This window comes from Microbacterium sp. NPDC089189 (assembly GCF_040685095.1).
GTDB lineage: Bacteria > Actinomycetota > Actinomycetes > Actinomycetales > Microbacteriaceae > Microbacterium.
The window spans coordinates 106,814-130,701 of record NZ_JBFBHG010000003.1; the positions used below are offsets into that span (position 1 = coordinate 106,814).

Consider the following 23,888-nt stretch of genomic DNA (forward strand, 5'->3'; position numbering starts at 1 on the left):
AAGGAAACTGGCGCGCTTACGGCGGCTGATCGGTCCGCCGGGGGCGGAGGGCGAGACCGCGCTCGTGCGGAATGGATCATCCCACTGAACGTGATGCAGATCTCCGAACTGGGGTTGGTGACTGCCCGCGGCACCGCTCAGACCGCAGCCGCGGTCCTGGCGCAGATCCGGGTGAGACCCTTCGGGGGTGGAGTGGAGGGCGCATCGGACAGGCTTGGCAATAGCCTGGTGATCGTGACGGCAGGATGGGTAGCTGCACACGAGATCAATGAGTGGAGGCGCACTGTGGCGGTGATCGATCTCATGAACGTGGTTGCGTTGCTGTCGGATTGGCGGACGGTTCGGCCGTTCGAGTGCGACGCGGTCGTGAAGCGGAAGGTCAGTGGTGAGGAGAGCCTGGTCCGGGTTCACGCTGATCCTCGGCACTCTTCCTACACGGCTGTGGATTCTCAGAGCGGTGAGGTCTGGTCCTATGACGATCAGACTCGTCGAACGGTGTTCGCCGGGCATGTTGTCGAGCGTCACCCATATGACTTGCCGTATGCGCCAGATGCGTTGCAGTTGGCTTTTCCGCTGACGCTGCCTATCTGGGGCCGTCGTGCTGATCGGTTCCGGATGGCTGCCGTCTCCGTGCACGAGACGCAGTTCGTTGTTGCTCTCGAAGGGCAGGGCGATTGGAACGGCTATGGAGCTGAGCTGACCATTGACCGGCTGAGAGGGGTTGCGGTGCGCTTTGATGCCCCCGACCTCCTGCTGGAGTTCGGGGGCATCAAAGATGCACCGAGCCTGTATCTCAGGTCTTAGACGGGTGCTTCGTCTCCGTTCGGGAAGAAGCACCGTTCGGTGTCGTTATGACACACGAACCGCGGCGTGAACGAGGGGAGCATGTTCACCGGCGCGTTGAACCCATAGTCGATATCCGTGATCTCGAAGTCCTCGATGCGGATTGCGAAGGTGCCGTTCGAGTTGGTGCCGTACATTTCCCACCCCGCAACGGGCAATCCGTTGCGGAGCTCAAGCAAGGCGCTCGTGAGGGTTGACGGCGGAAATCCGCCGTTCTGGCGCTGCGAATGGATGCTGCCCCAAAGGGTCACCTGACCGTTGCTAGCAAACGTTGAAATCGTCCGGAGCCGGTTGTTGGTTGAGGGGTACCCCGGGTAGGACGTCCATTCCACCTTGAGTGAGCGAGACCAGGATCCGTTCAGCGGATCGCCATTCTGGCCGTAGATGACGCAGAAATCGATGTTGACCTGGAGTTCGCTAACGATAGTGCGGGTCTCGGGGGCGTTCAGTCCGCAGTAGTCGGACCTCAGCTGAGCCGAAGGCAGCGCTTCGACGATTGGAACTTCCTCAGTTTTGGTAAGTGTGGAGCCGTCTTCGGAGGGGATCTCGACGGAGATGACGCCGGGCGCGCACACGAAGTCGTAACCGCCGCTCGCGCCGGCAGATTCCGCTACTGACGCGGCTTCAGAAGCGCACGAACTCCCGTCTTCGGCGAGCTCCGATGCTGTGGCCGGTACGGCAGGAACCAGCAGTAGTGCAGTGACTATTGATATGGCTCCCGCCGCCCTGAACTTTCTCCCCCACATAATGTGCTCCTTTGCTCGCGCTACCTGAATGCTGTACACCTTGCGATGAGCTTGGTGGCAGAATGCGCCTTTCACCAGTCAACGGAATGGCTGGCGGACGGGGCGCGAGTGGTGTACAGAATCGCCTCCACCGGATCGATTCCGAGAGCTGGGAGCACTCGAAGAACGGTTTTCAGTGTGGGGTTCGAGTCAGTCCCGGACGGCTTGCAGCCACGCTCCAGCGCAGCGTATGTCTGAGTAGAGATGCCGGCTGCGATCGCAATGGCCTCCTGCGACTTGCCTTGTCGCTGCCGGAGCACACGCAGTCGTTTCCCAAGTAAAAGGGCCGCCTTGCGGGACTGCTGTTCTGCTGCGGTGCTCACAAGAAAGATTGCTCCGCTCGCACTTCAAGCCGAACGTCCGGGTATAGCCCTTCTGGGGGTGGTGTGTAGGGCGGCTCGGCGCCCTTCTGGTCGTCGTTCGTGTCAATACGTTCTACTCCTTGACCGGCGGCCGCGAACGGGCCGTGAGGGTCGAGGAGGACGCTCATGTGGTGCTCGGGGATGGGAGGCGAGCCTGCGCGCGAAACGCCGATCCCGCCTGCCCCTCGCCGTTCGGGGCGACCGGAGGTACCCTCTATCGCCGCACCCAAGTCAGTTGAGGCAGTTCAGGTTCGTCGTGGTGCCGCCGACGTTCGTCCAGGCGTTGGATGACGCCGACGCGAGCACCGAGGTGCCGTTGCGGGCCTGCACGACGCCGACGAGTCGCGCGTTCGCGATCGAGCGCACGACCGACAGGGCGGCGGTGCTCTGCACACCGCAGGCCGTCCACGACAGCCGCGACCCGGTGAGGTTCTGGCCGCTGTAGGCGCAGTAGAGTCCCGACGGGCAGGAGCCGACCGCGCGGAGCTCCGCGCCGCGCTCGGTGTCGACCGTGAGGGTCATCGTGAGTCGCGGCCAGTAGACGAGGTTGTCGCTCAGCACGATCCCGCCGGGCTCTGCCTCGAGCGCGTAGGCGATGATGTCCGCGGAGTCGTCATCGGCGCGGTCCGCGGCGACGGCCGGGCCGGACACCCCGAGGGCGGACAGCACCAGCAGCACGACGGTGCCGAGGATCGTGTGCAGACGTGCGCGCTTACTCATCGGTTCCCCAGAGTGTGTACGAGACGACGGCTCCCGCCGGAATCGGCGGAAGGGCTTCGGTGCGGGTGGTCTCGACTCCGACGATGCGGCCGGTCTGCGTCGAGACGAGCAGGATGTGGCGGGTCTGCGCGTCGGCGCTCGGGGTGCCGGCGATGCCTATGACGGGGCGTCCTGCCCGGTCGGTCGTCGTGCCGAGGACGGTCGCATCCTCCGTTTCGATCAGCAGCGACAGCAGTGCGCCGTGCTGGGCATCGGTCAGGTTCCACCAGCTCAGGGCGGCGCGGGTGTTCTCGATCACGTCGCCGCCGGAAGCGCCGTCGGGGAGCCCGAACGACGTGAGCAGAGTGCGCATGTCGGCCGGGGTGTCGCCCTGCGGGTCGGCCGCCGGTGCCTGTGCGGCGTCGAACGGAAGGGTGGAGATCACGCTGCCCGGTTCGGGGGCTTCGCGGGTGTCGAGGGCGACGGTGTTGTCCTCGGCCCAGTAGGGCGTTCCGGCGAGAGTCGTGATCGTGCCGCTGCCATCCGCGTTCCACACGCAGATCACATCCTGCGGCCGGATGAGAGCCGAGGTGGCGACGTCGGCGTTGTCGATGTGCAGATACCAGCCGGTCCACGATGCGCCGCGTTCGGCCGTGGTGGCGGGTGATGTTCCGGCGGCGAGCTTCTCCTGCGACATGCGGACGACCTCCTCCAGCGTCGACGGCGTCGATGTGTAGACGAGCGGATCGGGGGTGAGTGCCGCCGCGGCCGGCGGCGTGTTCGACGGCAGCAGCGTCCACGCGAGGAAGAGGGCGACGATCATGGCGGCCGCGGCGGGGAGCGCGAACAGCGGCCAGCGCCCCCGGTGCGGGGTCGGCGTCGTCTCCGCCGGTGCCCGTCCCGTGGTGGTGATGCGGTCGCGGAGGGCGAGGTGGGAGGCGGTGAGCGGTGCGTCGTGGGGTGTGCGTGCCGGGTCGGCGGCGCGCAGCCGGCGACCCAGGTCATCGTCCGTGAGTGACATGTCTTCCTCCTGCCCTGATGTCGGCGTCGAGCTGGGCCTTGAGCTTGGTGCGCGCCCGGCTGAGCGTCGCCCACACGGCGTTCGGTGTCGTGCCGACCACGGCGCCCACCTCGGCGGCCGACAGCCCGTCCCAGTACGTAAGCATCAGCACCTCGCGATCCCGGTCGCCGAGTGAGCGGAGCGCCTCGACGAGGGCCAGCCTGTCGAGCGCGCTGAGCGCGTCCGGCGCTTCCTCGGCGAACCGCTCCAGTGCGGTGACGGCCTCACGGCGCCGGGAGTTCCGGCGGTACTGGTCGCGCAGCTTGAAGGCGGCGGTCTGGTACAGCCAGGGCAGGTCGATCTCCGCGCCCTCGGCGCTGATCCGCTGCCACGCGAGCTCGAACGTGTCGGCGGCGACGTCCTCGGCCACCTGCTGGTCGGCGATGCGCCGCTCGGCGTACCGCAGCACGCGCAGGTAGTGGGCACCGAAGAGCGCATCGAACGTCCGCTTCGGCACGTCTGCTCGCCCCCTCCGCCATCCCACGGCCTCATCCGCGTCGCGGGACCGCTCTCACCCAGGTTATGGACGCAGAGGCAAAATCCTTACACCCGGATTCTCCGAAGAATTTTCATCGAGCGGTGTAAGGAATCGGCGCGAGCGTCCACTGGCCTTTCGAGAGGCACTCGGGAGCGGGTTGCGGGGACTCGCCCTGGATGGATCGGGTACGACCCCGGGGGTGGGGTCGTTACGGGCCTCTCACGTCGCAAGGCTTCGCGACACAGTGCTCGGCCGCGGTCACACCGGCCGGGCACTGCCGCGCCCGCGAAGCCCCTGGTCGAGGAACGTGATGACCCAGGTGAAGCTCTCGTCGATGTCGGTGTTCATCTGGAAGCTGTCGGCCGCTTCGAGCGTGGCGAAGCCGTGCAGAACGCTGCGCAGCATCCGGAGGGCGTGGATCTCGTCTGCCGGGTCGAGGTCGTAGTCGGCGAGAGCGCCGGAGAGCGCGGTGAGCACGCGGTCCCGTGCCGGGATGAGCGCGTCGTCAGGGCCCGTGGGTCGGGCGCTGACGGTGGCGGCGTAGCGCCCGGGGTGCTGCACGACATACGCCCGCAGTGCGCGCGCGGCGCCGTCGAGCGCCTCGCGACCGGTAGCACCGTCGACCGCGGTGCCGAGCGCCTCGCCCACCTCGGTCGCCGCGAGGATGGCGATGCGATGCGACAGGTCGGCGAGTCCGTCGACGTGCTTGTACAGCGAGGGCGTCTTCACGCCGAGTCGCTCGGCGACGACGCTCATGCTGAGCTGCGCGAAGCCGATCTCGTCGGCGAGGTCTGCGCCCGTCTCCGTGACGGTCGCCGGGTCGAGTCCGGCTCTAGGCATGGGGGCCTCCGTCGGCGGGGTTCAGGGTCTTCTGCAGGAAGGGCAGCGCCAGGGCGACGACCTCGGCCGGCGTCTCGGTATGAGGGTAGTGTCCGGCGCCGTCGATCACCGCGATCTCGCCGATGCCGGCGGGAAGATCGGCGACGATGCGCTCGGCCTCGGCGGGCGGGTCGGCCCAGTCGGGATCGGCGCTCCCTTCGATGATGAGCACGGGGCACGCGACGCGGGCGAGCTGCGCGCCGGCGTCCGCCGGGGTCGTCTTCGTCATCGCGCGCAGCGCCGCCATGCGCTCAGGTCGCGCCATGGTCGTCCGGATGCGGGCGCTCTCGTGCGCCCAGTCGGCGGGCTTCGACGGGATCGCCAGGTCGAGATAGGACATCCAGGCGTCGAGGCTCCCGCTCAGCATGACCTTGGCCAGGCGCATGGTGCCGGCGCGGTGTGCTTTCACGCGGAGGAGTCCGCCGAGATCGAACGACTGCGCGCGGGTGAACGGGGCGAGCTCGACGATGCCCGAGATCAGCTCGGGTGCCGTGGCGGCGGCGATCGTGACCGCGCCGCCGCTGATCGACTGGCCGACGAGCACCGCAGGAGCGCCGAGATGGCGCACCAGCGCGACGATGTCGGTGCGGCTGTAGCCCGGCCACTCGGCGCTGGACTCGCCGCATCCGCGGATGTCCATGTTGGCGACCCGGTATCCGGCGGCGACCAGCGCCGGAACGACGAAACGGTAGGAGTGCCGGCTGTCGCCCATGCCGTGCGCGAGGACGACGAGGGGTCCCTCGCCTGTCACGTCGTACGCGATGCGTCCCGCGTCGATCTTCAGATACTCGGTCATGGTGTCTCCTCCGTCGGCTAATGCTCTTAGCCAAAAGCTAACGGGATTAGCCACGCCTGTCAACCTCCGCGGTCGCCGTCCTCGACATCGACCCGGTGCACGGGGTTGACGTAGACCAAGGTGCCACCGGCGCGACGGGCGACGTAGTACGAGTCCGTGGTGACGGCGTTCGTGTACACGACCGTCGTTCGTGGATCGTCGCGAAGGGCATCCGCGATCGCCTTCTCAACGGAGGCGTGCATGGGCCCGCCGTCCGAGGGACGCGTCGTCGCGGTGCGGGCGAGATGCCGGTGGCACCTCCTCGTTCACCGGCGAGCTGCTGATGATTTCCCGCGGCGGCGGATCAGCCCGAAGGCGACGGTTCCGACGATGAGGACGATGCCGATGATCCCGAGCCAGAGAAGACCCTCCAGGGCGAATCCGACGATGGCCAGGATCGCCCACAGGACGAGGAGAACGACGATGGTTTTCACGGTGATTTCCTTCACGGGGGTCAGTGGATGCGGAGATCGGCGACGAGAGGGCAGACGAACGGGTCCCGCGCCGAGAGGCCCACCCGGTTCAGATAGCGGATGACGATGCCGTAGGAGCGCAGCAGTGTCGTCTCGGTGTACGGCACGCCGACCTTCGCGCAATGGGCGCGCACGAGCAGACGCGCCTGCCGGAGCGCGGGGCGAGGCATCGAGGGGAACAGGTGGTGCTCGATCTGGTAGTTCAGACCGCCCATGAGGGGGGAGACCCACCGTCCGCCGCGGATGTTCCGGGAGGTGAGCACCTGACGGGACAGGAAATCGACCTTCGCGTCGGGGGCGATGGTGGGCATCCCCTTGTGGTTCGGGGCGAAGGATGCGCCCATCAGGACGCCGAACACGGCCAGCTGCACGCCGAGGAAGGCGAAGGCCAGTCCGAGCGGCAAGAAGCAGAACAGGACGGTCAGGTAGATGCCGAACCGGGCGATCAGCAGAGCGCCTTCGAGCACCCGGCCGCGCGGGTCGGGCTTGCCCCCGGCGCCGCGCACGATCGCGACCACTGCGTGACGGTGCAGATTGATGCCCTCGAGGGTGAGCAGGGGGAAGAACAGCCATCCCTGGCGTCGGATCACCCATCGCACGGGACCACGCGCCCGCGCGGCGTCCTCGGGGATGAAGACGATGGTGTCGGGCTCGATATCGGGATCCTTGCCGATCGTGTTCGGGTTGCCGTGGTGGCGGTTGTGCTTGTTCATCCACCACGAATAGCTCAGCCCCACGAGGAACGCCGCGATGTAAAGCCCCGCGCGATCGTTCCATGCGCGGGATTCGAACACCTGCCGGTGCGCCGCCTCGTGCGCGAGGAAGGCGAACTGGGTCAACACCGCCCCGAGTGCCGCAGCGACGAGGAGTTGGAGCCAGGAATCGCCGAGGAAGGCGAAGGCGACCCAGCAGGCGGCCATCGCGAGGAGGAGGCCGACGAAGAGGGCCCCGTAGAAGCCGAGACGGCGGCGGAGAAGGCCCGCATCCTTCACTTGCGCGAGCAGCTCGGAGTACGTGGATGTGACTCCTGCGCCCGTGCCGCGAGGGCGGGGCCCGGTCGTGCGGTCATGGCCGGGGGCAGTCCTCGTGCCGGTGGCGAGGGTTCCGTCTGCATCCGGGTGCACGGCGGACTCGGCGGATGTATGCGGCTGCGTGCTCATAGGCTCCCCTGGGCATCGACGGATCGGTGACACGGTCCGGCTACCAGGGTCAGGGGAAGCTGGAACCACGCTAGAGCGGTTCAACGGCCCCTGCAACTCGACCGGCGCGCGGCGTGTCCGACGCCGCCGCTCGGAGCGCTCGCGCCCCGCCGCCGTAACCGGAGCGACGGATGGGGCCGTTACATTTGTGTTCGTTTTACTGGGAGGAGCGAGGACACGTCATGGAGACCCGCGAGGAGCGACTGCTCGACACATTGGTGAGCCTGACCGACAACCTGGTCGTCGATTTCGACGTGCTGGACGTGCTGCAGACCCTCGTCGACCGTTCCGTGGAACTGTTCGATGCCGCTGCGGGAGCGATCCATCTCGTGAACGCACGCGGAGAGCTCGAGGTCGCGGCATCCACGAGCGAGCGCAGCGAGTTCATCGGGCTCCTCCAGCTCGACGCCGGTGAAGGCCCCTGCATCACGGCGGTCACGACCGGCGAGTTGGTCACGTCGCAGGACAGCGAAGAACTCATCCGGCGCTGGCCGCGTTTCGCCGCCGTCTCCACGCAACGCGGCTACCTCGGGGTCCACGCCATCCCGCTGCGCTTGCGCGACGACGTGATCGGATCGCTCAATCTGTTCCGCGAGACGGAAGGGGCGCTGAACGGGATCGACGCGCGTGCCGCGCAGGCTCTCGCGGATGTGGCGACGATCAGCGTGCTCCAGCAACGCAGCCTCGAGACGGCGACAGTCGCCGCCTCCCAACTCCAACGGGCCCTCGACACCAAGGTGCCGATCGAGCAGGCGAAGGGCTACGTCGCACGTGCCCTCGACATCGACATCGACACCGCCCGCGAGCTCCTCCGACGGTACGCGCGGACTCACCAGATGCGGCTGAGCGACGTCGCCGTGGCGGTCACCCGCGACGAGCTGGACCTGGAGACTCTCGCGGGGCCCCGCTAGAGGCTCGCCTTCGCGGGCGCCGTCTGCCATATGCCGATCAAGGCACATTCGAGTCGTGTTCCTCTGACCGCGTGGATCAGCACCCGCGCTGCGCCCGCCATCCCGGCACCGGAGCCGGCGTTCGACGCGGCGGCGACGGGGAACGCGCCTAGAGTTGCCCGTGTGGTCACGATGACGTACACGCCTCCCGTCCCCGGGCTCGAGCCCGCCTTCGTCGTGTCGGTGGAGCTCGGGCCGCTCGAAGACCACGGGTCCACCCGTGCGGGCCACCGCCGCGTCGTGCCGATCATCGGCGGCACGATCTCGGGGGCGTTCGACGGTGAGATCCTTCCCGGCGGCGCGGACTGGCAGCTCGTACGGCCCGACGGCGCGATCGAGGTCGACGGGCGTTACACCGCGAGGGCGGCCGACGGCAGCCTGGTCTACCTGCGGGTCTCCGGGGTGCGGAGCGGGGCTCCCGCGATTCTCGCGGGCTTGCTGGCGGGGCGCGACACCGATCCCGCCGACTATTACTTCCGCACCTCGGTGACGATCGAATCCGCGTCTCACCCCGAGCTGGAGCAGTACCTCTACGTGGCGTCCTGCGTTCGGGAAGCCGACCGTGTGCGGTACGTCGCATATCGCGTGACCTGACGCGGCGCGACACCCGCCATCGTGCGGGTACCCTCGTCGATGGGCGCCCCGATCGGGCGCGATTCGACCCCCGTAGGAGACAGATGAGCGCGACCGTCGACGTCGTCATCCCGTGGCGGCCCGCGCCGTCGCGACAGGAGCCCTTCGAGCGGGTGTGGGACTGGTACCGGACCCATCTTCCCGAGGCGCGGCTGCGGACGATCGACACGGGCGACGACGTTTTCGTGCTCGCCGCGTGCCGCAATGATGCCGTCCGCTCCGCGCCCGCCGACGCGATCGTCGTGCTCGCTGACGCCGATACTCTGCCCGAGATCGGCCCGCTCCGACAGGCGATCGCCGACGCCCGCACGAGCGGGGTCGTGCACCTGCCGTACACCGAGTACCGCTGGCTGGGCGAGACCGGATCCGCGCAGCACGCCCGCGGCACGGCGCTCGCCGACTGCGATTACGAGCAGCTCGTGATCGGCGCGTGCTCCGGCGTGTACGTGACGAGCCCCGCCGCGTGGTGGGCGCACGGCGGGCAGGACGAGAGCTTCCGTGGATGGGGCTTCGAGGACGCCGCATGGTTCCTCGCCCATCAGACGTTGCTGGGTTCCGAACCCCGGCGCCACGAGGGCCGGGTCTACGCGCTGCATCACGCACCCGAGGTGCGCGCGGGGGCGGGGTACGACGCGAACGCCGCTCGTATGGAGCGCTACCGCGCCGCCGAGGGCGAGCCGGCGGTCATGCGTGAACTCGTGGGCGGCGCCGGGGTCTGACGAGCGCCGACGGCGGTCAGCGGGTCGCGGCCCACGCCGCGTAGGCGCGCTGCGGTCCGGGGTGCCGGCGCTCCTCCTCGCGGATGTCGGCGAGCACCGCGAGAGCCGGTGAGGGGGGTGCGAGCTGGGTGGCCAGAGCCTCGGCCAGCTCCGACACGGTCGCGGCATTGGGGTCGCACGCGACGCCCGCGCCGGTGCGCTCGAGCGCCGCCGCTCCGGCGAACTGGTCGGTGGAGAACGGCAGGACCACCAGCGGGACTCCCTGCGCGACGGCCTCGGTGACCGAGTTGTTGCCACCGTGCGTCACGGCGACCCCCGCCGACTGCAGCAGCCGCACCTGCGGCAGGTAGTCGCGCACGAGCCAGTCGGAGGGGATGGTGCCCAGCGAAGCCGGATCGGTCGCACCCGTCGCGATAGCCGCGCGCACCCCGAGGCGTCGCAGGGCCTCGGCGACGCGGGCCAGCACGTCGTCGCGCACCGACAGGAAGCTGCCGAAGCTCACGTAGACGTACGGCTCGCCCGCCGCGATCCAGTCGGTCACGTCGGGGGCGACCGTCTCACCGCGCAACGTCGAACCGAGGAAGACGTGGGACGGGAGTGTGCGTCCGTCGCCCTCGGCGAGCTGGCGCGGATAGTTGTAGAGCACGGTGTCGCCGTGCACCGAGAACGCGTCCGCAACAGGGGTGGCGGCGGCATCCAGCTCGGCGGCGGCGCGGTTCCACTGGGCGGTGAAACGCTCCGACACGTCGGCGCACAGCGCCGCGAGGGCGGCCACGTCCTGCTTCTCCGGCCGGAAGGCGGCGGGCCAGAACGGCGGGCAGCCGTACCGCTCGCCGGCGACGGGGAGCGCGGTGGGATGCCCCAGGACGACGTCGGCGTAGGCGATCCCGGCCGTGTGCAACGCCATCCGTGCGCTGAATGCGAGGTGGTCGACGATGATCGCGTCGGGGGCGACCTCGTCGATGATCGCGAGGGTGCGCCGTGCGCGGTCGACGGGCTCCCACATGAGATCCGTCGAGCGTTCCTGCGCCTGGTAGGTCAGGGTCTCGATCATGCCCCGGCGGGTCGCCGCGAAGAAACCGGCGAGCGAGGCCGCTTCCTCGCTCTGCTGCTGCTCGGTGCGCATCACGCCCGCGTTGGCACCGCGGCCGAGCGACAGGTCGATGCGGCGGAAGCCGGCCTCGGTCACGATCGGCGCGGTCGCGGGCCCGGTGGCGACGATGACGTCGTGGCCGGCGTCGCGCCACGCGCCCGCGAGGGTCACGAGCGGAAGAAGGTGGGAGGCGTAGTCGGGGCTGATCACCAGCAGGGTCACGAGGGCAGCACCGCCAGGCGCGCCAGGTCGGCGTCGCGCGCCGCGACGCCCGCGTAGACGGGGGCGAGCGTCGACGCCATGCCCTGGATGGTGAAGCGATCCGTGACCATCGCGTGCGCACGCTCCGCCGTCTCGGTGCCGGCGTCCCGCGCGCGGTCGAGGGCCTCATCGATCGCCGCGACCATGCGCTCGCGATCCCACGTGGCCACCAGGAACCCGGTGTCGCCGTGCTCCACATACGTGGCCGGGCCGCCGGCATCCGGGGCGACCACGACGAGCCCCGTGGCCATCGCCTCGAGCAGCGCGATGCCGAACTCCTCCTTCAACGAGGCGCAGACGTACGCCCCGCCGGGAGCCGCGAGCCCCGGCATGCCGAACCGTGCGGCCGCGAGCCACGTGGCGGCGACCGCGTTGGCCTGGTGTCCGGGCAGGAGCAGGCCCCGTGCCGCGCGATCCTCCGGCGCGACGACGGCGCCGATGAGGCCGAGCTGTTCCTGCTCGTCGAGTGAGGGATGTTCGAGGTCGCCGCCGATGAGCAGCAGGTTTGCGCGGTCCGAGAGCGGGGACTCCGCCCAGGCCGACACGAGCGACGCCATGCCCTTGACCCGGTGCAGGCGCCCGACCGACACGAGCAGGGGCAGCCCGCGACGCTCGGCGGGCAGTTCCTCCAGCAGCGCGCGGAGCTTCGCGAGCCCGACCGGCTCCTCGCCCGCGTCCGCGAGATAGGCGGACATCGCCGCCACGGCACCGTCGACGACGCCGATGTCGACGCCCTCGGCCACGACGGTGTGGCGCTCGGAGTGCGCCTCGATGTCGACGCCCACGAGGCGCTTCATGTCGTCGGCCAGGGTCGGGCGCGGAAAGAGCACCGTGTGCTCGGAGCTCGCGGCGAGCGACTGCACCAGGCGCGCCCGGAACCAGTAGTGCTCGCGCAGGTCGGCCTCGCCGAACGTCTGCCGGCTGAGCTGCCCCGCGTTCTCGAGCGAGGTGATGACCGAGTGCGGATCGGGCGCCAGGGTGAACACCGTCGGGATGCCCAGTTCGCGGGCCACGTCGGCCGCCGCGAGGCTGCCCACATCCGCCATGCGCAGGTGCAGCAGATCCACTCGGCCCGCGGCGCGCAGAGCCCGGCGGATGCCGCGGCGCGCGGTGACGCGCAACGGCCAGGCGGCGGACGACGGCACCGGCGCCGCGGCCAGCGGCACGCGGCCGAAGACATGGCCCGTCTCGTGACCGGTGACATCGAGCAGATCTGCGGCGGCCTCGTCGAGTCCGCCGCGGGCGAGGGTGAGGGTGCGGGTCACGGCACCCGACTCCTCGGTGACCAGGGCGTCGCCGAGGCGCACCAGGAGGGTCGCGATGCCGCCGTTGTCGCCTGCGCCGGCGGAGCTGAGGGAAGGATCCAGGTCGGCGTGCAGGAAGAGCTGGGCGATCGTCAGCGCTGCCCCCGGATCGCGGCGGGGGGCCGGATGCCGGGCCGCGTCGATGTCGATGAGCGAGAGCCGGGCGAGCGCCCCGAGGCGTCCGCCCGCGACGACCAACCGGTCGAGGACGTCCTCGATGCCCTCGGCGGTGCCGCGTTGCCCGAGGGCCGCGACGGCTGCTTCGCGGACGACATCGGACTCGTCGGCATCGCCGGCGCAGGCGAGCAGGGTGCGGGTGGCGATGGGCTGGCGCACGAGGCCCAGCGTCTCGACCAGACGCGCCCGGCCGGACGCATCCGCCGCGGTGATGAGCGCTGCCTCGAGTGCCACGGCCAGCGTCTCGCCCGCGGCCACCGACCAGATCTCGAGCGTGCGCTGGGCGAGCATGCCCGAGAAGCCTCCGGCGATGACCATCGCGATGAGGCGCCCCATCGCGTCGGTGCGGGGGAGGGTCTGCTCCAGCGCCCACGCGGCGTGCTCGCGCACGAACGCGCGCCGGTCCGACAGCAGGGCGACGAGCACACGACCCGCTTGCTCGTCGGGCATTTCGGCCAGGGCGTGCACGGCCGCGATCGTGACGAGGTCGTCTCCGCTCGACAGTGCCGCGATGAGGTGGCGCAACGATCGCACGCCCGGCTCGCGGCCCGCTTCGAACGCCAGCTCGTCGGCGCGTCGCAACGCGTCGACCATGCTCGGCGCGTGCGCGACCGCATCCATCGAGGTCTGGATTCCCACGGTGTCTCCCTCTTCCGGCGCTGATCGTACGTGAGCGAGGTGTGCGGACGGATAGCGTTGTCGACGCATCACCACACCCACTACCATCTGGAGGCCTCGTGACCGTGCTCGCGATCGGAGACATCGGCGTCGTCGACGGGATGTTCCACGTCGGTGACGAGGCGATGTTCGACGCCGCGCAGCGAGAGCTCCGCGCCCGTGGACTCGACGTCGTCGGGATATCGTCGGCGCCCGCCGAGTCGACGCGTCGGTACGGCATCTCCGCCGTCCCGCGTCTCGGATTCGCGGGACTCGACCGCGAGGCGGCGCGGGAGCGCGCGGCGGAGCTCGTCGCGGCGGCGTCGGGCGAGCGCGAGCTGTCGTCCGATGATGCGGCGCGAGGTGTGCTCGACGCGCTGGCGGAGGCCACCGGGGTGCTGCACACCGGCGGCGGCAACCTCGCGTCGCGCTGGCCCGTGCACGTGTACGAGCGCACCACCTTGACCGCGATGGCCCGGGCCCGCGGCATCCCCGTGGTGTTCAGCGGGCAGACCCTCGGCCCCGACCTCACGGCCGAGGATGAGGGCCTGCTGCGGCAGGCGCTCGCCGACTGCGCCCTCGTCGGCGTGCGGGAATCGACGACCGCCGCTCTGGCGGAGGCGTGGGGGATCCCGGCCCGGTCCCAGGTGGACGACGCATCGTTCCTCGACGATCTGATCGATCTGACCACCGCGGCGCCGACGATCGCCCCGGGCGTGCTCGTGAGCCTCTCGGGGTGGAACGCGGGACGCGACCGCGATGAGGTGGAGCACGCCATCGCCCGCACGGTCGACGCCGCTGCCGCGCTCGTCGACGGTCCGGTCGTCTTCCACGCGCACTTCGGACCCGACGACGCGGCGGCGCCGCCCGCCGGCGACGGACTCGTGCACGAGCGGGTGCGTGCGGCGATGACCGCGCCGAGCATCGTCGTTCCGACCGGCGACACCGCGTCCTCCGTCGCCCTCGCGCGCTCGGCGGGCCTGCTCATCTCGTCGCGCTATCACCCGGTGGTGTTCGCGGCTCCCGCGGGTGTGCCGACCCTGGCGCTCGCCGCCGACGCCTACACGAGCATCAAGCTCGGCGGCGTCCTCGGGCACTGGGGGCAGCGGGGGCCGGTCGAGCTCGGCGACGCATCCGCCGCCGTGCGGCGCGTCGAGGAGCTGACGGCCGACGCCGACGGCGTGCGGGCGGAAGCCGCGGCGCGACGCCCCGATCGGCGAGCGGCGGCGACGGCCTGGTGGGACGACGTCGCCGGGGTGCTCGGGGGCTGAGGCCCCGGATTCCTCGACGGCCGACGAGTCAGCCGGCGGTGCCGCGCACGACGACGTCGACGACGTCTGCGATGCGTCGCCGCGCCGCATCGTCGCGTGTGACGAGGGCGTTCAGCATCGCGCCGATGAAGACGTCGGCCGCGACGTCGGCATGCCGGCCGCGGCCGGTCGCGTGGAACGACGCGTGCACGGCGGCGCGCAGCGGCGCGGCGAAGGCGTCGTTCATCCGTGCGGTGGCGGCCGGGTCGAGGGCGGATGCGGCGAGCAGGGCGCGGTAGAGCGCGGCGGCATCGCTGTCGGCGATGCGATCGATGGACGACTGCACCCAACCGCGCAGATCGGCCGCGAGGTCGCCCGTGTGCGGGGGCAGCTCGGCGTCGAGCGGAAGCGTCTCGGTGAGCACGGCGTCAGCGAGCAGAGCCTCCTTGCTCCGCCACCAGCGGTAGATGGTCTGCCTGCCGACACCGGCGGTCGCCGCGATCTGCACGAGGCTCACCCGCTCGTACCCCTCGGACAGGACGAGGTCGCGCGCCGCGGCCAGCACGGCCAGGCGCGCGGGCTCGCTCCGCGGTCGACCGGCGCGTGATTCGGGCATGGAGTCACCGTAGCAACGGGTGTACTCTCATTTCGATACAGCTGTCTCGTAATCGTGGAGATCGAAGGAGAACATCCATGCTCGACGTCCTCGTCGTGATCGGAGTCGGAGGCATGGGCGAGACCATCGCCCGCCGACAGGCTCCCGGCCGCACCACCCTCCTCGCCGACTTCAACGAGGCGGCGACCGACGCCGTGGCGGCGAGCATGCGCGACGACGGCTTCGATGTCGTCACCCAGCGCGTTGACGTCTCGTCGCGCGCCTCGGTCGAGTCCCTCGCCACGCGAGCAGCGGACCTCGGAGATGTCCGGACGCTCGTGCACACGGCGGGGCTCTCGCCCGCTCAGGCGCCCCTCGATGCGGTGCTGCGCGTCGACCTGCTCGGCGTCGGGCTCGTGCTCGAGAGCTTCGGCGCGGTGATCGCGCGGGGCGGAGCGGGTGTCGTCATCTCCAGCTCGTCGAGCTACCTTCAGCCCCCGTTCTCGGCCGAGGAACAGGCGGGCATCCACCGGGCCTCCCCGGAGGAGCTTCTCGAGCTGCCCCTGTTCCAGCCGGAGGCTCTTCATCATCATGCGGGCGTCGCCTACGGGCGCGCGAAGCTGGCCAACCGCATCCAGGTGCAGGCGGCGAGCGTCGGCGCGTGGAAGTCCCGTGGCGCTCGGATCAACACCGTGAGCCCCGGCGTCATCTCGACGGCGATGGGGCGGCAGGAGCTCGCCACGGCCTCGGGGGCGTTCATGCGGTCCATGGTGGACGGGTCGGGCACCGGGCGCCTGGGCAGCCCGAGCGACATCGCCGACGCGGTGACGTTCCTGCTCGGGCCGCAGGCCTCGTTCATCACCGGCATCGACCTGCTCGTCGACGGCGGTGCGGTCGCCGCGGTCGCGACCGGCGTCGCGCCTCTCCCGCGCGCATGAGCGACGCACCCGTGGTCGACGATCGGACGGCGCTGCTCGTCGTCGACCTGCAGGCCGTCACCCTCAGCAACGCGCGTACCCTGCCGGCCGACGAGCTGATCGCGGCGGTCTCATCGCTGCTGGCCGCCTTCCGCGGATGGGGCCTCCCGGTCTGGCATGCCGTCAGCACCGGCACGCCGGGCGGGCGGACGAGCTACTCGACCGGGTCGCGCGTCTGGGACGACGCGCAGGCGGCCGTCGTGCCGCACGTCGCCCCGCTCGAGGGCGAACCGATCGTGCGCCGTGCCGCGTGGAGCGCCTTCGCGGGCACCGACCTCGCGCGCCGGCTGCGGGACGCGGGCGTGGAGACCCTCGTCATCGTCGGCCTGGCGACGCCGTTCGGGATCGAGTCGACGGCGCGCAGCGCCTACGACCTGGGATTCTCGGTCATCGTCCCTTCGGATGCGGTGGCGGGACCCGATCCCGTCGCCCACGAGGCGACGCTGGCACGGACGATCCCGCTGCTCGGCCGCACCACCACCGTCGCCGCGCTCCTCGCGGCCCCGACGGTCTCGACCCCGGAGGAGAACCCATGAAATCCGTTCACGTGACAGGACCTGGCCGTGCCGAGTGGGTCGAGGTTCCCGACCCGGTCGTCGGCCCGCGCGACGTCCTGCTCAAGATCAGGGCGTGCGGCATCTGCGGCTCGGACGGGATGTACACGCAGGTCGGCGGCATCCCGCCTCGCCAGGGCGCCACCCCGCTCGGGCACGAGCCGGCGGCCGAGATCGTCCAGATCGGAGCCGAGGTGACCGGGTTCGCGGTGGGCGATCACGTGGTGATCGACACCATGCGCTTCTCCGACGGGTTCCTCGGCTCCGGCGGCGCGCAGGGAGCGCTGACGCCGTTCGTCGTCGTGCACGACGCCCAGCCGGATGTGCACCTCAAGACCATCCCTGCCCACATCCCGTGGGAGGTCGCGGCCCTCAACGAGCCGATGGCGGTGGCCCTGCACGCGGTCAATCGCACCGCGCCCGAGCCCGGCGCGAAGGTCGCCGTGTTCGGCGCGGGACCGATCGGCCTGGGTGCCCTGCTCGGCTACCGGCGGAAAGGCGCCGCGCACATCGTCGTGATCGATGTGCAGCCCGAGCGGTTGCAGAAGGCCCTCGAGGTCGGCGCCGATGCCGTGATCGACTCCTCGAAGGAGGATGTGGGCGAGCGTCTGCGCGAGCTGCACGGCGACGCCGCGGCATCCTTCGTGCGCGGTGATCGACCGGACACCGACATCTACCTCGACGCGGCTGGCGTCGCCGTCGTGCCGCAGACCGTGGCCGCGATCGCGAAGAGCCGCGCCACCCTCGGCGTCGTGGCGGTGCACAAGCGCCCCGTCGACCTCGACTTCGGAACGATCCTGCCGACCGAGCTCACGATCGTCTGGGCGATGGGCTACCCGACCGAGATCTTCGAGGTCACCGACGACATCGTCGAGAATTGGCAGCGCTACGAGAAGATCATCAGCCACCGGGTGCCGTTCGACGAGGCGCTCGACGCGCTCACGCTGGCGGCGACGCCGGGAGCAGCCGACAAGGTGAGCGTCGTCTTCGACTGAGCAGCCGCCGGCTCAGGGGTCCGGCAGGAGGTCCTGCGCGGCGAGATCCCATGCCGCGACGAGGTCGATCGTCGGGTCTCTGAGCCATGCCAGTTGCAGGCCGTCCATCGTCGCCAGGATGCGGAGCAACAGCGATTCCGGGTCGGGGTGCCACGTGAGTGTCGCCGCCACCTGCTGCCTGATCTCACTCACTCTGTCCGCGAAGTAGGCGTGCGCCGGGTGATCGGGGCTCAGTGACTCCGCCGCGAGCACGGTGTAGAGCCGCACGATCTCGCGCTGGCCCGCGTTCCTCGCGACGGTCCGATGCAGGGTGGACCGCATCTCGGCGGGGCTGTCGACGTGCACGAAATCGTCCGCCGCGGCGGCATCCGCGAGGTCGCGTTGACGGAGGACCGCGACCAGGACCGCTTCGGCCGAGTCGAAGTGGTGCAGGACCCCGGCCCGGGAGATTCCGCACTCCCGCGCCAGTTCCGCGATCGAGAATCCCTGGAAGCCGGATCGCGAGATGATCGCCGTCGCGCGGTCGACGATCTGCGCGCGCCGGGTCGCCGGATCCATGCGGATCCGCGGCGTTCGGGTGGCCGTCGTCATCGCGCCAGTCTGTCATCGTTCGGGGCTTGCGCCAATTTGTTGTCAGTCCCTACAATCTCCTTACCTACACAGGCGTAAGTAAGGAGATGTCCGATGGTGGATGAGTCAACCCGGTTCGCACGAGCCGTTGCCGCGGTACGCGGAGGCGCCGCGCTCGATGAGCAGGCTGCGGCGATCGTGGCGGAGCTGACCCGCGAGGAGCGGTTGTGGCTGCTCGACGGCGACCAGCCGTTCTGGGCCGGTATGGGCGAGATGATGACCGAGGGCTACAACACGGTGCCGATCGTGATGGGCGCCCTCGAGCGCGTCGGTCTTCCGGGCCTCCGCTTCAGCGACGGGCCGCGCGGCGTGGTTCTGGGGCATTCGACGGCCTTCCCCGTCTCGATGGCCCGTGGGGCGACCTGGGACGTCGCCCTCGAGGAGCAGATCGGGCGCGCGATCGGGCGGGAGATGCGTGCGCAGGGCGCGAACTTCTTCGGCGGAGTCTGCATCAATCTCCCGCGTCATCCTGCATGGGGGCGCGCGCAGGAGACCTACGGGGACGACCCTGTCCTCCTGGGCGAGTTCGGCGCAGCGCTGATCGCGGGCGTGCAGCGCAACGCCATGGCGGTCGCGAAGCACTACGCGCTCAACTCGATGGAGAATGCGCGCTTCACGGTCGATGTGACCGCCGACGACGCGACGCTCCACGAGGTCTACCTGCCGCACTTCCGGCGTGCGGTCGAGGCGGGCGTGTCGGGCATCATGACCGCCTACAACTCCGTGAACGGGGCATGGGCGGGTCAGAACGAGATGCTGATGGAAGGCGTGCTCCGCGAGGCGTGGGGCTTCGAGGGTGTGACCGTCTCGGACTTCATCTTCGGACTGCGCGATGCCGGCGAGTCTCTCCGCGCCGGATTGGATGTGGAGGAGCCGTTCCGTCAGCAGCGGGCCGAGCACCTCGTCGACGACATCGCGGCCGGCAGAGCGTCGTGGGAGCACGTGGACAGGGCAGCCCTGCGGATCGTGCGCACGCAGCTCGCGTTCTTCTCCTCGGATCTCGACCCTGAGCCCGACGCCTCGGTCGTCTTCAGCGACGCCCATCGCTCGCTCGCACGCACCGCCGCGGCGACGAGCATGGTGCTGCTGCAGAACGACGCGGTCGACGGCGAACCGCTCCTGCCGCTGGACGCGTCCTCGCTCACGCGGGTCGCGCTCATCGGTCGCCTGGCGGATGTCGCCAACACCGGCGACTTCGGCTCGTCGAACGTGCGTTCCCCCGAGGTGGTCACCGCTCGCGCGGGGATGAGCGCCGCGCTGCCGAACGCCGAGATCGCTTACGTCGCAGACGACGACCCGGCGGCTGCGGCCGACGCGGCGGCCGACGCGGACGTCGCGGTCGTCGTCGTGGGATACACGGCTCTCGACGAGGGCGAGTATCTGGGCGGCGACACGATGAGCAGCCCCGAGCTGCAGGCGCTGTTCCCGCCGGCTCCCGAGGGTGCGCCGCCCATCTCGTTCACCGGCGGCGGGGACGGCGTCCTCATGGGGGAAGCCGAGGGCGGTGATCGGGCGAGTCTGCGGCTTCGTCCCGTCGACGTCGAGATCATCCGGGCCGCCGTCCGCGCCAACCCCCGCACGGTCGTCGTGATCGTCACGGCCGGAGCTGTCATCACCGAGGAGTGGCGCGACGAGGTTCCCGCGCTCCTGATCGGCTGGTACAGCGGGTCGGAAGGCGGCAACGCGCTCGCCGACGTGCTTCTGGGCGCGGTCGACGCTGCTGGACGACTGCCGTACGCCGTGCCCACGGATGAGACCCACCTGCCCGCCTTCGACCGCGACGCCGTATCGATCACCTACGACCGCTGGCATGGGCAGCGGCTGCTCGACCGCGACGGACACGATGCCGCGTTCCCGTTGGGCTTCGGGCTCTCGTACACCTCGTTCGCGCTGAGCGACCTGTCGGTCTCGGAGGTCGAGGCGGAGACGTTCACGGCCACGGTGACCGTGGCGAACACCGGGCACCGCGCGGGCCGCCACGTCGTGCAGCTCTACGGCGTCGTCGACGCGCCGGACTTCCCGCGGCGCGTGCTGCTCGGATTCCTTCCGGTGGCTCTGGAGGCGGGAGCGTCCGCCCGCCTCGAGGTCACGGGATCGATCCGTCCACTTCAGCGCTGGACGGACGGTGGCTTCCGTCTCGCCGCGTCCGCCGTCCGCGTCGAGGCGGCGGCGTACTCGGGCGACCCGTCCGCGCTGGCCGTCGAGCTCACCCTCGACTGACCCCGGGGCTCCTCCGGCGGTCACCGGGGGAGCCCCCGCTCCCGACCCTCATGCCCGACCCGATTCCCACCCCGCTTTCACAACCAGGAGTTTCAATGACGAAAACTGCTGTCGGCGCCGACGCCGACCTCCGCCCCCGCGTGCACCGACCCGTGCGACTCGGGCTGGCACTCGCCCTCGGCGCCGCGCTCTGGATCGGCCCGTTCATGGCGTTCAACGCGGTCCTGCTGCCGGCGCGCATCGAGCAGATCGACCCGACCGGCAAGGTCGGGGTGATCGCGCTCCTCGCGATCGCCGGGTCGGTCGTCGCGATGCTCTCCAACATCCTGTTCGGCGCGCTCTCGGACATCACCCGCTCGCGGTTCGGCCGGCGGACGCCGTGGCTGCTGATCGGTTCCTTGGGGGCGAGCGCCTCGTTGATCGCCGTGATGAACGCCGACACGGTTCCGCTGATCGTCCTCACGTGGTGCGCGTTCCAGCTCTTCCTGAACATCGTGGCCTCGCCGTTGCTCGCCATCATCGCCGACCGGGTGCCCGCGCACGCGCGAGGAACGTACTCGGCGGTCTACGGCGTCGGCTCGCTCGTCGGCATCACGGGTGCGCAGATCGTGGCCGCCGGATTCGTGACGGCGCCCGAGCAGGGCATGATCGTGTTCGCCGTCGTGATGGTGCTGGCCGGTCCCGTCGTGATCCTTCTCGCCCCGGAGCGGTCGAACCGCGACGAGCCCCGCCAGCGGCTGAGCGGGCGCGCGCTCGTCTCGACCTTCGCCTTCCCGCTGCGCAACGCCCGCGACTTCTATTTCGCGCTCGGGGGCAAGTTCGGATTCATGCTGGGCACGTACACGATCGCCGGATATCAGCTGTACATCCTCACCGACTACATCGGGGTGTCCACCGCCGAGGCCGGTGGCGTGATCGCGGGGATGGCCGCCATCCAGCTGGTCACGTCCGCCGTGTTCGGCGCGATCTCGGGGCCGATCTCGGACAAGCTCGGCCGCCGCAAAGCGATCGTCATCGCGGCGATGCTGCTCGTGGCGGTGGGCTCGGTCCTTCCGTTCTTCGTGGCGGAGGTCTGGGCGATGTACGCCTACGCGATCCTGGCGGGGGTCGGCATGGGCGTCTTCATCTCGGTCGACCAGGCGCTGAACACCGACGTGCTGCCTTCCGAGGAGAACTCCGCCAAGGACCTCGGGATCCTCAACATGGCCAACACCGGCGGCCAGATCGCCGGCCCCGTCGTGACCTCGGCGATCGTGGCGGGGACCGGAACGTTCGGGCCTGCCTTCATCGTGGCGGCGGCCATCCTCGTCGGGGGCGCCGGACTCATCCTGCCCATCAAAAAGGTCCGCTGAGGCGCCGCGCTGGGCCGGTCAGGCGCGACCGGCCCAGCGCGCGAGCGCCGTCACGAGCTGCCGATGGCCGGCGGAGGTGTAGGAGCGGGCGTCGTGGCCGAGCACGTCCACCGCGATCCGCGCCGCACCCACCTCGCGCACCCACGCCGAGGGGTCGGCGGGGTCGGTGGCGGGGTGGGCGACGTCAACCGTCTCGCCGGTGACCTGCAGCCGGCAGTAGCGCTCGTCGAACAGGCGGAATGAGGGCAGCGCGGTGCCGTCGGGGAGTGCGCCGCCCTCGATGGCGGCCTCATCCGCCGGCGGGTGGAAGGAGCCCCCGGGAACCCAGATGCGTCCGATGGCGTGCGCCCACTGCGGGTAGTCGCGGAGCGACGAGACGGCGCAGTGCATCGCGAGCACCCCCATCCCGCGGGTGAGCGCTCCGGCGAGGCCGTCGACCGACGCCGGGTGCGGGCGCTCGGCGTGCTCCTCGGCGCGCCACGGGTCGCCCGCGTTCACGACGAGCAGGTCGATGCCGTCCAGCCGTGTCATCGCCGCATCCACGTCGTCATCGATGACGGTCTCGATCCCCGCGTCGCCGAGGATCCCCGCCAACGCGGCAGACGTCTCGGCGAAGGGATGCCACGGGTCGGCGTACCGGCCGGCTCCCGATGCGATGAGTGCGCGCATCATCCACTCCTTCGTGTGCGAGGCGGTCGAGGCGTCGGCCCGCATACTGGATAGCGTTATCAGACCATGAATCGGGGATCGATGCAGAATCCGGTGAAGCCGCCGACGTTGACGGATGTGGCGCGATTGGCAGGTGTGTCGGTGCCCGCGGCGTCGCGGGCGCTGAACGGCGGGGTGCGCGGCAAGCAGAGCGGATCGCCCGAGCTGCGCAAACGCGTCGAGGATGCGGCGCGAGCCCTCGGGTACTCCGTCAGCCCTGCGGCGCAGACGATCAAGGGTGGACGCGCGCGCACCGTCGCGTTCATCGTCAACGACATCGAAGACTTCGGATCGGCCACGATGATCGCGGGTGTCATGCACGCCGCCGAGAAGCGCGGGGTGTCGGTCGCGGTGCGCACGACGAGGGACGACCCGCTGCGCGAGCTGGAGCTGCTGACGCAACTGGCGGGCGAGCGTCACCGCGCCGTCGTGATCGCGACGAGCCGCACGCTCGACCGGCACCGCGAGGCCGCGGTCGCCGACCAGCTGCGCACGCTGCAGGCGCAGGGCGCGAACATCGTCGTCATCGGCGACAACGCGCTCGGCTTCCCGACCGTGACCGTCGACAACCACGACGCCGCCGAACGCCTGGCATCGGGCCTCGCGGATGCGGGGCGCCGTCGCTTCGCGATCGTGTCCGGGCCCGACGACGAGATCACCTCGCGCGATCGCGTCGCCGGGTTCGTTGCGGGGCTCGCGGCACGCGGGGTCGTCGTGCCCGAGGCCCGCGTCATCCACGGTTCGTTCTCGCGCGACGGGGGTTACCGGGCGGTGGATCACCTCGTCGACGATCTGGACGACCTCGACGTGATCGCCGCCATGAGCGACGCGATGGCGGTCGGTGTGATCGCGCATCTGCGTGCGCGGGGGATCGACACCCCCGGGCCGATCGAGGTGACCGGGTTCGACCACGTGCCCCTGCTCGGCGACGTCCTGCCGAGATTCAGCACCGTCGAGGTGCCGCTCGAGGAGTTCGGCGAAGCGGCACTGGCCCTGGCTCTGGAGGGGGGCGGAGCGACCGATTCCGTCGTGGCGCTCCGCGCGCGCACGATCGTGCACGGGGTGTCGGAGCCGGAGTGACCGGTCGGAGACGCGCGCTCTTCGCGGCGGGATGACACGGATTCGACGAAAAGAGTGGCAAACGTTGTCCACTTGGGCTACTGTCCAAGTGCCAGACCTCGTCCGGGTCTGAATCAAGGG

The 23,888-nt window shown here is 70.3% G+C and carries 26 protein-coding genes; 11 read left to right on the plus strand and 15 right to left on the minus strand.

Annotated elements, in window-relative coordinates:
• The first annotated feature begins 93 nt into the window (after positions 1 to 93).
• On the plus strand, positions 94 to 804 hold the full coding sequence (locus AB0N73_RS02790; protein ID WP_363560129.1) for a hypothetical protein: 711 nt from the start codon (positions 94 to 96) through the stop codon (positions 802 to 804).
• On the opposite strand, the gene AB0N73_RS02795 is transcribed toward AB0N73_RS02790, so the two are convergent.
• The 10 genes from AB0N73_RS02795 to AB0N73_RS02840 form a co-directional block, all read right to left on the minus strand.
• Positions 801 to 1,664: a hypothetical protein gene (locus AB0N73_RS02795; RefSeq protein WP_363560131.1), complete on the minus strand. Its 864-nt coding sequence runs from the start codon at positions 1,662 to 1,664 to the stop codon at positions 801 to 803. The two genes, AB0N73_RS02790 and AB0N73_RS02795, sit on opposite strands and share 4 nt — an antisense overlap.
• Complete coding sequence (locus AB0N73_RS02800; RefSeq protein ID WP_363560133.1) at positions 1,661 to 1,951, minus strand: helix-turn-helix transcriptional regulator; 291 nt, start codon at positions 1,949 to 1,951, stop codon at positions 1,661 to 1,663. Before AB0N73_RS02800 ends, AB0N73_RS02795 begins: the two co-directional genes overlap by 4 nt.
• 270 nt (positions 1,952 to 2,221) lie before the next feature.
• Entirely contained in the window at positions 2,222 to 2,710 is a 489-nt protein-coding gene (locus tag AB0N73_RS02805; RefSeq protein ID WP_363560135.1) for a peptidase inhibitor family I36 protein, read from the minus strand.
• Positions 2,703 to 3,710, minus strand: coding sequence for a hypothetical protein (locus AB0N73_RS02810; RefSeq protein ID WP_363560137.1), 1,008 nt, complete (start codon positions 3,708 to 3,710; stop codon positions 2,703 to 2,705). The genes AB0N73_RS02805 and AB0N73_RS02810 overlap by 8 nt, the downstream gene beginning before the upstream one ends.
• The gene (locus AB0N73_RS02815) at positions 3,691 to 4,206 is read right to left on the minus strand and encodes a sigma-70 family RNA polymerase sigma factor (protein WP_363560139.1); all 516 of its coding nucleotides are present in this window, start codon (positions 4,204 to 4,206) and stop codon (positions 3,691 to 3,693) included. Before AB0N73_RS02815 ends, AB0N73_RS02810 begins: the two co-directional genes overlap by 20 nt.
• 279 nt (positions 4,207 to 4,485) lie before the next feature.
• Entirely contained in the window at positions 4,486 to 5,067 is a 582-nt protein-coding gene (locus AB0N73_RS02820) for a TetR-like C-terminal domain-containing protein (protein ID WP_363560141.1), read from the minus strand.
• The gene (locus AB0N73_RS02825) at positions 5,060 to 5,902 is read right to left on the minus strand and encodes an alpha/beta hydrolase (protein WP_363560143.1); all 843 of its coding nucleotides are present in this window, start codon (positions 5,900 to 5,902) and stop codon (positions 5,060 to 5,062) included. The genes AB0N73_RS02820 and AB0N73_RS02825 overlap by 8 nt, the downstream gene beginning before the upstream one ends.
• A gap of 59 nt (positions 5,903 to 5,961) precedes the next feature.
• Entirely contained in the window at positions 5,962 to 6,144 is a 183-nt protein-coding gene (locus AB0N73_RS02830) for a hypothetical protein (RefSeq protein ID WP_363560145.1), read from the minus strand.
• A 63-nt stretch (positions 6,145 to 6,207) separates the two neighbouring features.
• Positions 6,208 to 6,375: a hypothetical protein gene (locus AB0N73_RS02835; RefSeq protein ID WP_363560147.1), complete on the minus strand. Its 168-nt coding sequence runs from the start codon at positions 6,373 to 6,375 to the stop codon at positions 6,208 to 6,210.
• A gap of 20 nt (positions 6,376 to 6,395) precedes the next feature.
• Entirely contained in the window at positions 6,396 to 7,574 is a 1,179-nt protein-coding gene (locus AB0N73_RS02840) for an acyl-CoA desaturase (protein WP_363560149.1), read from the minus strand.
• A gap of 221 nt (positions 7,575 to 7,795) precedes the next feature.
• Between AB0N73_RS02840 and AB0N73_RS02845 the strand changes: the two genes are divergently transcribed.
• From AB0N73_RS02845 to AB0N73_RS02855, 3 genes are all read left to right on the plus strand, one after another.
• Complete coding sequence (locus AB0N73_RS02845; protein ID WP_363560151.1) at positions 7,796 to 8,524, plus strand: GAF and ANTAR domain-containing protein; 729 nt, start codon at positions 7,796 to 7,798, stop codon at positions 8,522 to 8,524.
• A 171-nt stretch (positions 8,525 to 8,695) separates the two neighbouring features.
• On the plus strand, positions 8,696 to 9,157 hold the full coding sequence (locus AB0N73_RS02850) for a DUF3237 domain-containing protein (RefSeq protein WP_363560307.1): 462 nt from the start codon (positions 8,696 to 8,698) through the stop codon (positions 9,155 to 9,157).
• 83 nt (positions 9,158 to 9,240) lie between these two features.
• Positions 9,241 to 9,915 (plus strand): hypothetical protein, encoded by a 675-nt coding sequence (locus AB0N73_RS02855; RefSeq protein ID WP_363560153.1) that lies wholly within the window; start codon positions 9,241 to 9,243, stop codon positions 9,913 to 9,915.
• 16 nt (positions 9,916 to 9,931) lie between these two features.
• Here AB0N73_RS02855 and AB0N73_RS02860 read toward each other — a convergent pair whose 3' ends face one another.
• Together AB0N73_RS02860 and AB0N73_RS02865 are read right to left on the minus strand one after the other, a co-directional pair.
• Complete coding sequence (locus AB0N73_RS02860; protein ID WP_363560155.1) at positions 9,932 to 11,230, minus strand: glycosyltransferase; 1,299 nt, start codon at positions 11,228 to 11,230, stop codon at positions 9,932 to 9,934.
• Complete coding sequence (locus tag AB0N73_RS02865) at positions 11,227 to 13,389, minus strand: glycosyltransferase (RefSeq protein WP_363560157.1); 2,163 nt, start codon at positions 13,387 to 13,389, stop codon at positions 11,227 to 11,229. Before AB0N73_RS02865 ends, AB0N73_RS02860 begins: the two co-directional genes overlap by 4 nt.
• 98 nt (positions 13,390 to 13,487) lie before the next feature.
• Between AB0N73_RS02865 and AB0N73_RS02870 the strand changes: the two genes are divergently transcribed.
• On the plus strand, positions 13,488 to 14,678 hold the full coding sequence (locus AB0N73_RS02870; protein WP_363560159.1) for a polysaccharide pyruvyl transferase family protein: 1,191 nt from the start codon (positions 13,488 to 13,490) through the stop codon (positions 14,676 to 14,678).
• Positions 14,679 to 14,706: 28 nt separating this feature from the next.
• Here AB0N73_RS02870 and AB0N73_RS02875 read toward each other — a convergent pair whose 3' ends face one another.
• Complete coding sequence (locus tag AB0N73_RS02875) at positions 14,707 to 15,273, minus strand: helix-turn-helix domain-containing protein (RefSeq protein ID WP_363560161.1); 567 nt, start codon at positions 15,271 to 15,273, stop codon at positions 14,707 to 14,709.
• A 77-nt stretch (positions 15,274 to 15,350) separates the two neighbouring features.
• On the opposite strand from AB0N73_RS02875, the gene AB0N73_RS02880 reads away from it, so the two are divergent.
• Genes AB0N73_RS02880 through AB0N73_RS02890 form a run of 3 tightly spaced genes read left to right on the plus strand, consistent with a single transcriptional unit; the run spans position 15,351 to position 17,778 of the window.
• Positions 15,351 to 16,190, plus strand: a complete 840-nt coding sequence (locus AB0N73_RS02880; RefSeq protein WP_363560163.1) for an SDR family oxidoreductase — start codon at positions 15,351 to 15,353, stop codon at positions 16,188 to 16,190.
• Positions 16,187 to 16,765, plus strand: a complete 579-nt coding sequence (locus AB0N73_RS02885; RefSeq protein WP_363560165.1) for an isochorismatase family cysteine hydrolase — start codon at positions 16,187 to 16,189, stop codon at positions 16,763 to 16,765. Before AB0N73_RS02880 ends, AB0N73_RS02885 begins: the two co-directional genes overlap by 4 nt.
• On the plus strand, positions 16,762 to 17,778 hold the full coding sequence (locus AB0N73_RS02890) for a zinc-binding dehydrogenase (RefSeq protein ID WP_363560167.1): 1,017 nt from the start codon (positions 16,762 to 16,764) through the stop codon (positions 17,776 to 17,778). The genes AB0N73_RS02885 and AB0N73_RS02890 overlap by 4 nt, the downstream gene beginning before the upstream one ends.
• A gap of 12 nt (positions 17,779 to 17,790) precedes the next feature.
• Here AB0N73_RS02890 and AB0N73_RS02895 read toward each other — a convergent pair whose 3' ends face one another.
• The gene (locus tag AB0N73_RS02895; RefSeq protein WP_363560169.1) at positions 17,791 to 18,369 is read right to left on the minus strand and encodes a TetR/AcrR family transcriptional regulator; all 579 of its coding nucleotides are present in this window, start codon (positions 18,367 to 18,369) and stop codon (positions 17,791 to 17,793) included.
• 93 nt (positions 18,370 to 18,462) lie between these two features.
• Between AB0N73_RS02895 and AB0N73_RS02900 the strand changes: the two genes are divergently transcribed.
• Both AB0N73_RS02900 and AB0N73_RS02905 read left to right on the plus strand, forming a co-directional pair.
• Positions 18,463 to 20,628: a glycoside hydrolase family 3 C-terminal domain-containing protein gene (locus AB0N73_RS02900; RefSeq protein WP_363560171.1), complete on the plus strand. Its 2,166-nt coding sequence runs from the start codon at positions 18,463 to 18,465 to the stop codon at positions 20,626 to 20,628.
• Positions 20,629 to 20,723: 95 nt separating this feature from the next.
• A complete protein-coding gene (locus AB0N73_RS02905; RefSeq protein WP_363560173.1) occupies positions 20,724 to 21,980 on the plus strand; it encodes an MFS transporter in 1,257 nt (418 codons plus the stop codon).
• 18 nt (positions 21,981 to 21,998) lie between these two features.
• On the opposite strand, the gene AB0N73_RS02910 is transcribed toward AB0N73_RS02905, so the two are convergent.
• Positions 21,999 to 22,649 carry a ThuA domain-containing protein gene (locus AB0N73_RS02910; RefSeq protein WP_363560175.1) on the minus strand — a complete coding sequence of 217 codons (651 nt, stop codon included), beginning with the start codon at positions 22,647 to 22,649 and terminating at the stop codon, positions 21,999 to 22,001.
• Between the two features lie 81 nt (positions 22,650 to 22,730).
• Between AB0N73_RS02910 and AB0N73_RS02915 the strand changes: the two genes are divergently transcribed.
• Positions 22,731 to 23,768 (plus strand): LacI family DNA-binding transcriptional regulator, encoded by a 1,038-nt coding sequence (locus tag AB0N73_RS02915; RefSeq protein WP_363560177.1) that lies wholly within the window; start codon positions 22,731 to 22,733, stop codon positions 23,766 to 23,768.
• Positions 23,769 to 23,888: the final 120 nt, after the last annotated feature.

Coding starts and splice junctions, on each gene's coding strand:
- AB0N73_RS02820 (WP_363560141.1), bottom strand. CDS start 5,067: ATGCCTAGAGCCGGACTCGACCCGGCGACCGTCACGGAGACGGGCGCA.
- AB0N73_RS02805 (WP_363560135.1), bottom strand. CDS start 2,710: ATGAGTAAGCGCGCACGTCTGCACACGATCCTCGGCACCGTCGTGCTG.
- AB0N73_RS02830 (WP_363560145.1), bottom strand. CDS start 6,144: ATGCACGCCTCCGTTGAGAAGGCGATCGCGGATGCCCTTCGCGACGAT.
- AB0N73_RS02890 (WP_363560167.1), top strand. CDS start 16,762: ATGAAATCCGTTCACGTGACAGGACCTGGCCGTGCCGAGTGGGTCGAG.
- AB0N73_RS02850 (WP_363560307.1), top strand. CDS start 8,696: ATGACGTACACGCCTCCCGTCCCCGGGCTCGAGCCCGCCTTCGTCGTG.
- AB0N73_RS02840 (WP_363560149.1), bottom strand. CDS start 7,574: ATGAGCACGCAGCCGCATACATCCGCCGAGTCCGCCGTGCACCCGGAT.
- AB0N73_RS02790 (WP_363560129.1), top strand. CDS start 94: ATGCAGATCTCCGAACTGGGGTTGGTGACTGCCCGCGGCACCGCTCAG.
- AB0N73_RS02900 (WP_363560171.1), top strand. CDS start 18,463: ATGGTGGATGAGTCAACCCGGTTCGCACGAGCCGTTGCCGCGGTACGC.
- AB0N73_RS02845 (WP_363560151.1), top strand. CDS start 7,796: ATGGAGACCCGCGAGGAGCGACTGCTCGACACATTGGTGAGCCTGACC.
- AB0N73_RS02880 (WP_363560163.1), top strand. CDS start 15,351: ATGCTCGACGTCCTCGTCGTGATCGGAGTCGGAGGCATGGGCGAGACC.
- AB0N73_RS02855 (WP_363560153.1), top strand. CDS start 9,241: ATGAGCGCGACCGTCGACGTCGTCATCCCGTGGCGGCCCGCGCCGTCG.
- AB0N73_RS02895 (WP_363560169.1), bottom strand. CDS start 18,369: ATGACGACGGCCACCCGAACGCCGCGGATCCGCATGGATCCGGCGACC.
- AB0N73_RS02810 (WP_363560137.1), bottom strand. CDS start 3,710: ATGTCACTCACGGACGATGACCTGGGTCGCCGGCTGCGCGCCGCCGAC.
- AB0N73_RS02915 (WP_363560177.1), top strand. CDS start 22,731: ATGCAGAATCCGGTGAAGCCGCCGACGTTGACGGATGTGGCGCGATTG.
- AB0N73_RS02875 (WP_363560161.1), bottom strand. CDS start 15,273: ATGCCCGAATCACGCGCCGGTCGACCGCGGAGCGAGCCCGCGCGCCTG.
- AB0N73_RS02885 (WP_363560165.1), top strand. CDS start 16,187: ATGAGCGACGCACCCGTGGTCGACGATCGGACGGCGCTGCTCGTCGTC.
- AB0N73_RS02910 (WP_363560175.1), bottom strand. CDS start 22,649: ATGCGCGCACTCATCGCATCGGGAGCCGGCCGGTACGCCGACCCGTGG.
- AB0N73_RS02905 (WP_363560173.1), top strand. CDS start 20,724: ATGACGAAAACTGCTGTCGGCGCCGACGCCGACCTCCGCCCCCGCGTG.
- AB0N73_RS02825 (WP_363560143.1), bottom strand. CDS start 5,902: ATGACCGAGTATCTGAAGATCGACGCGGGACGCATCGCGTACGACGTG.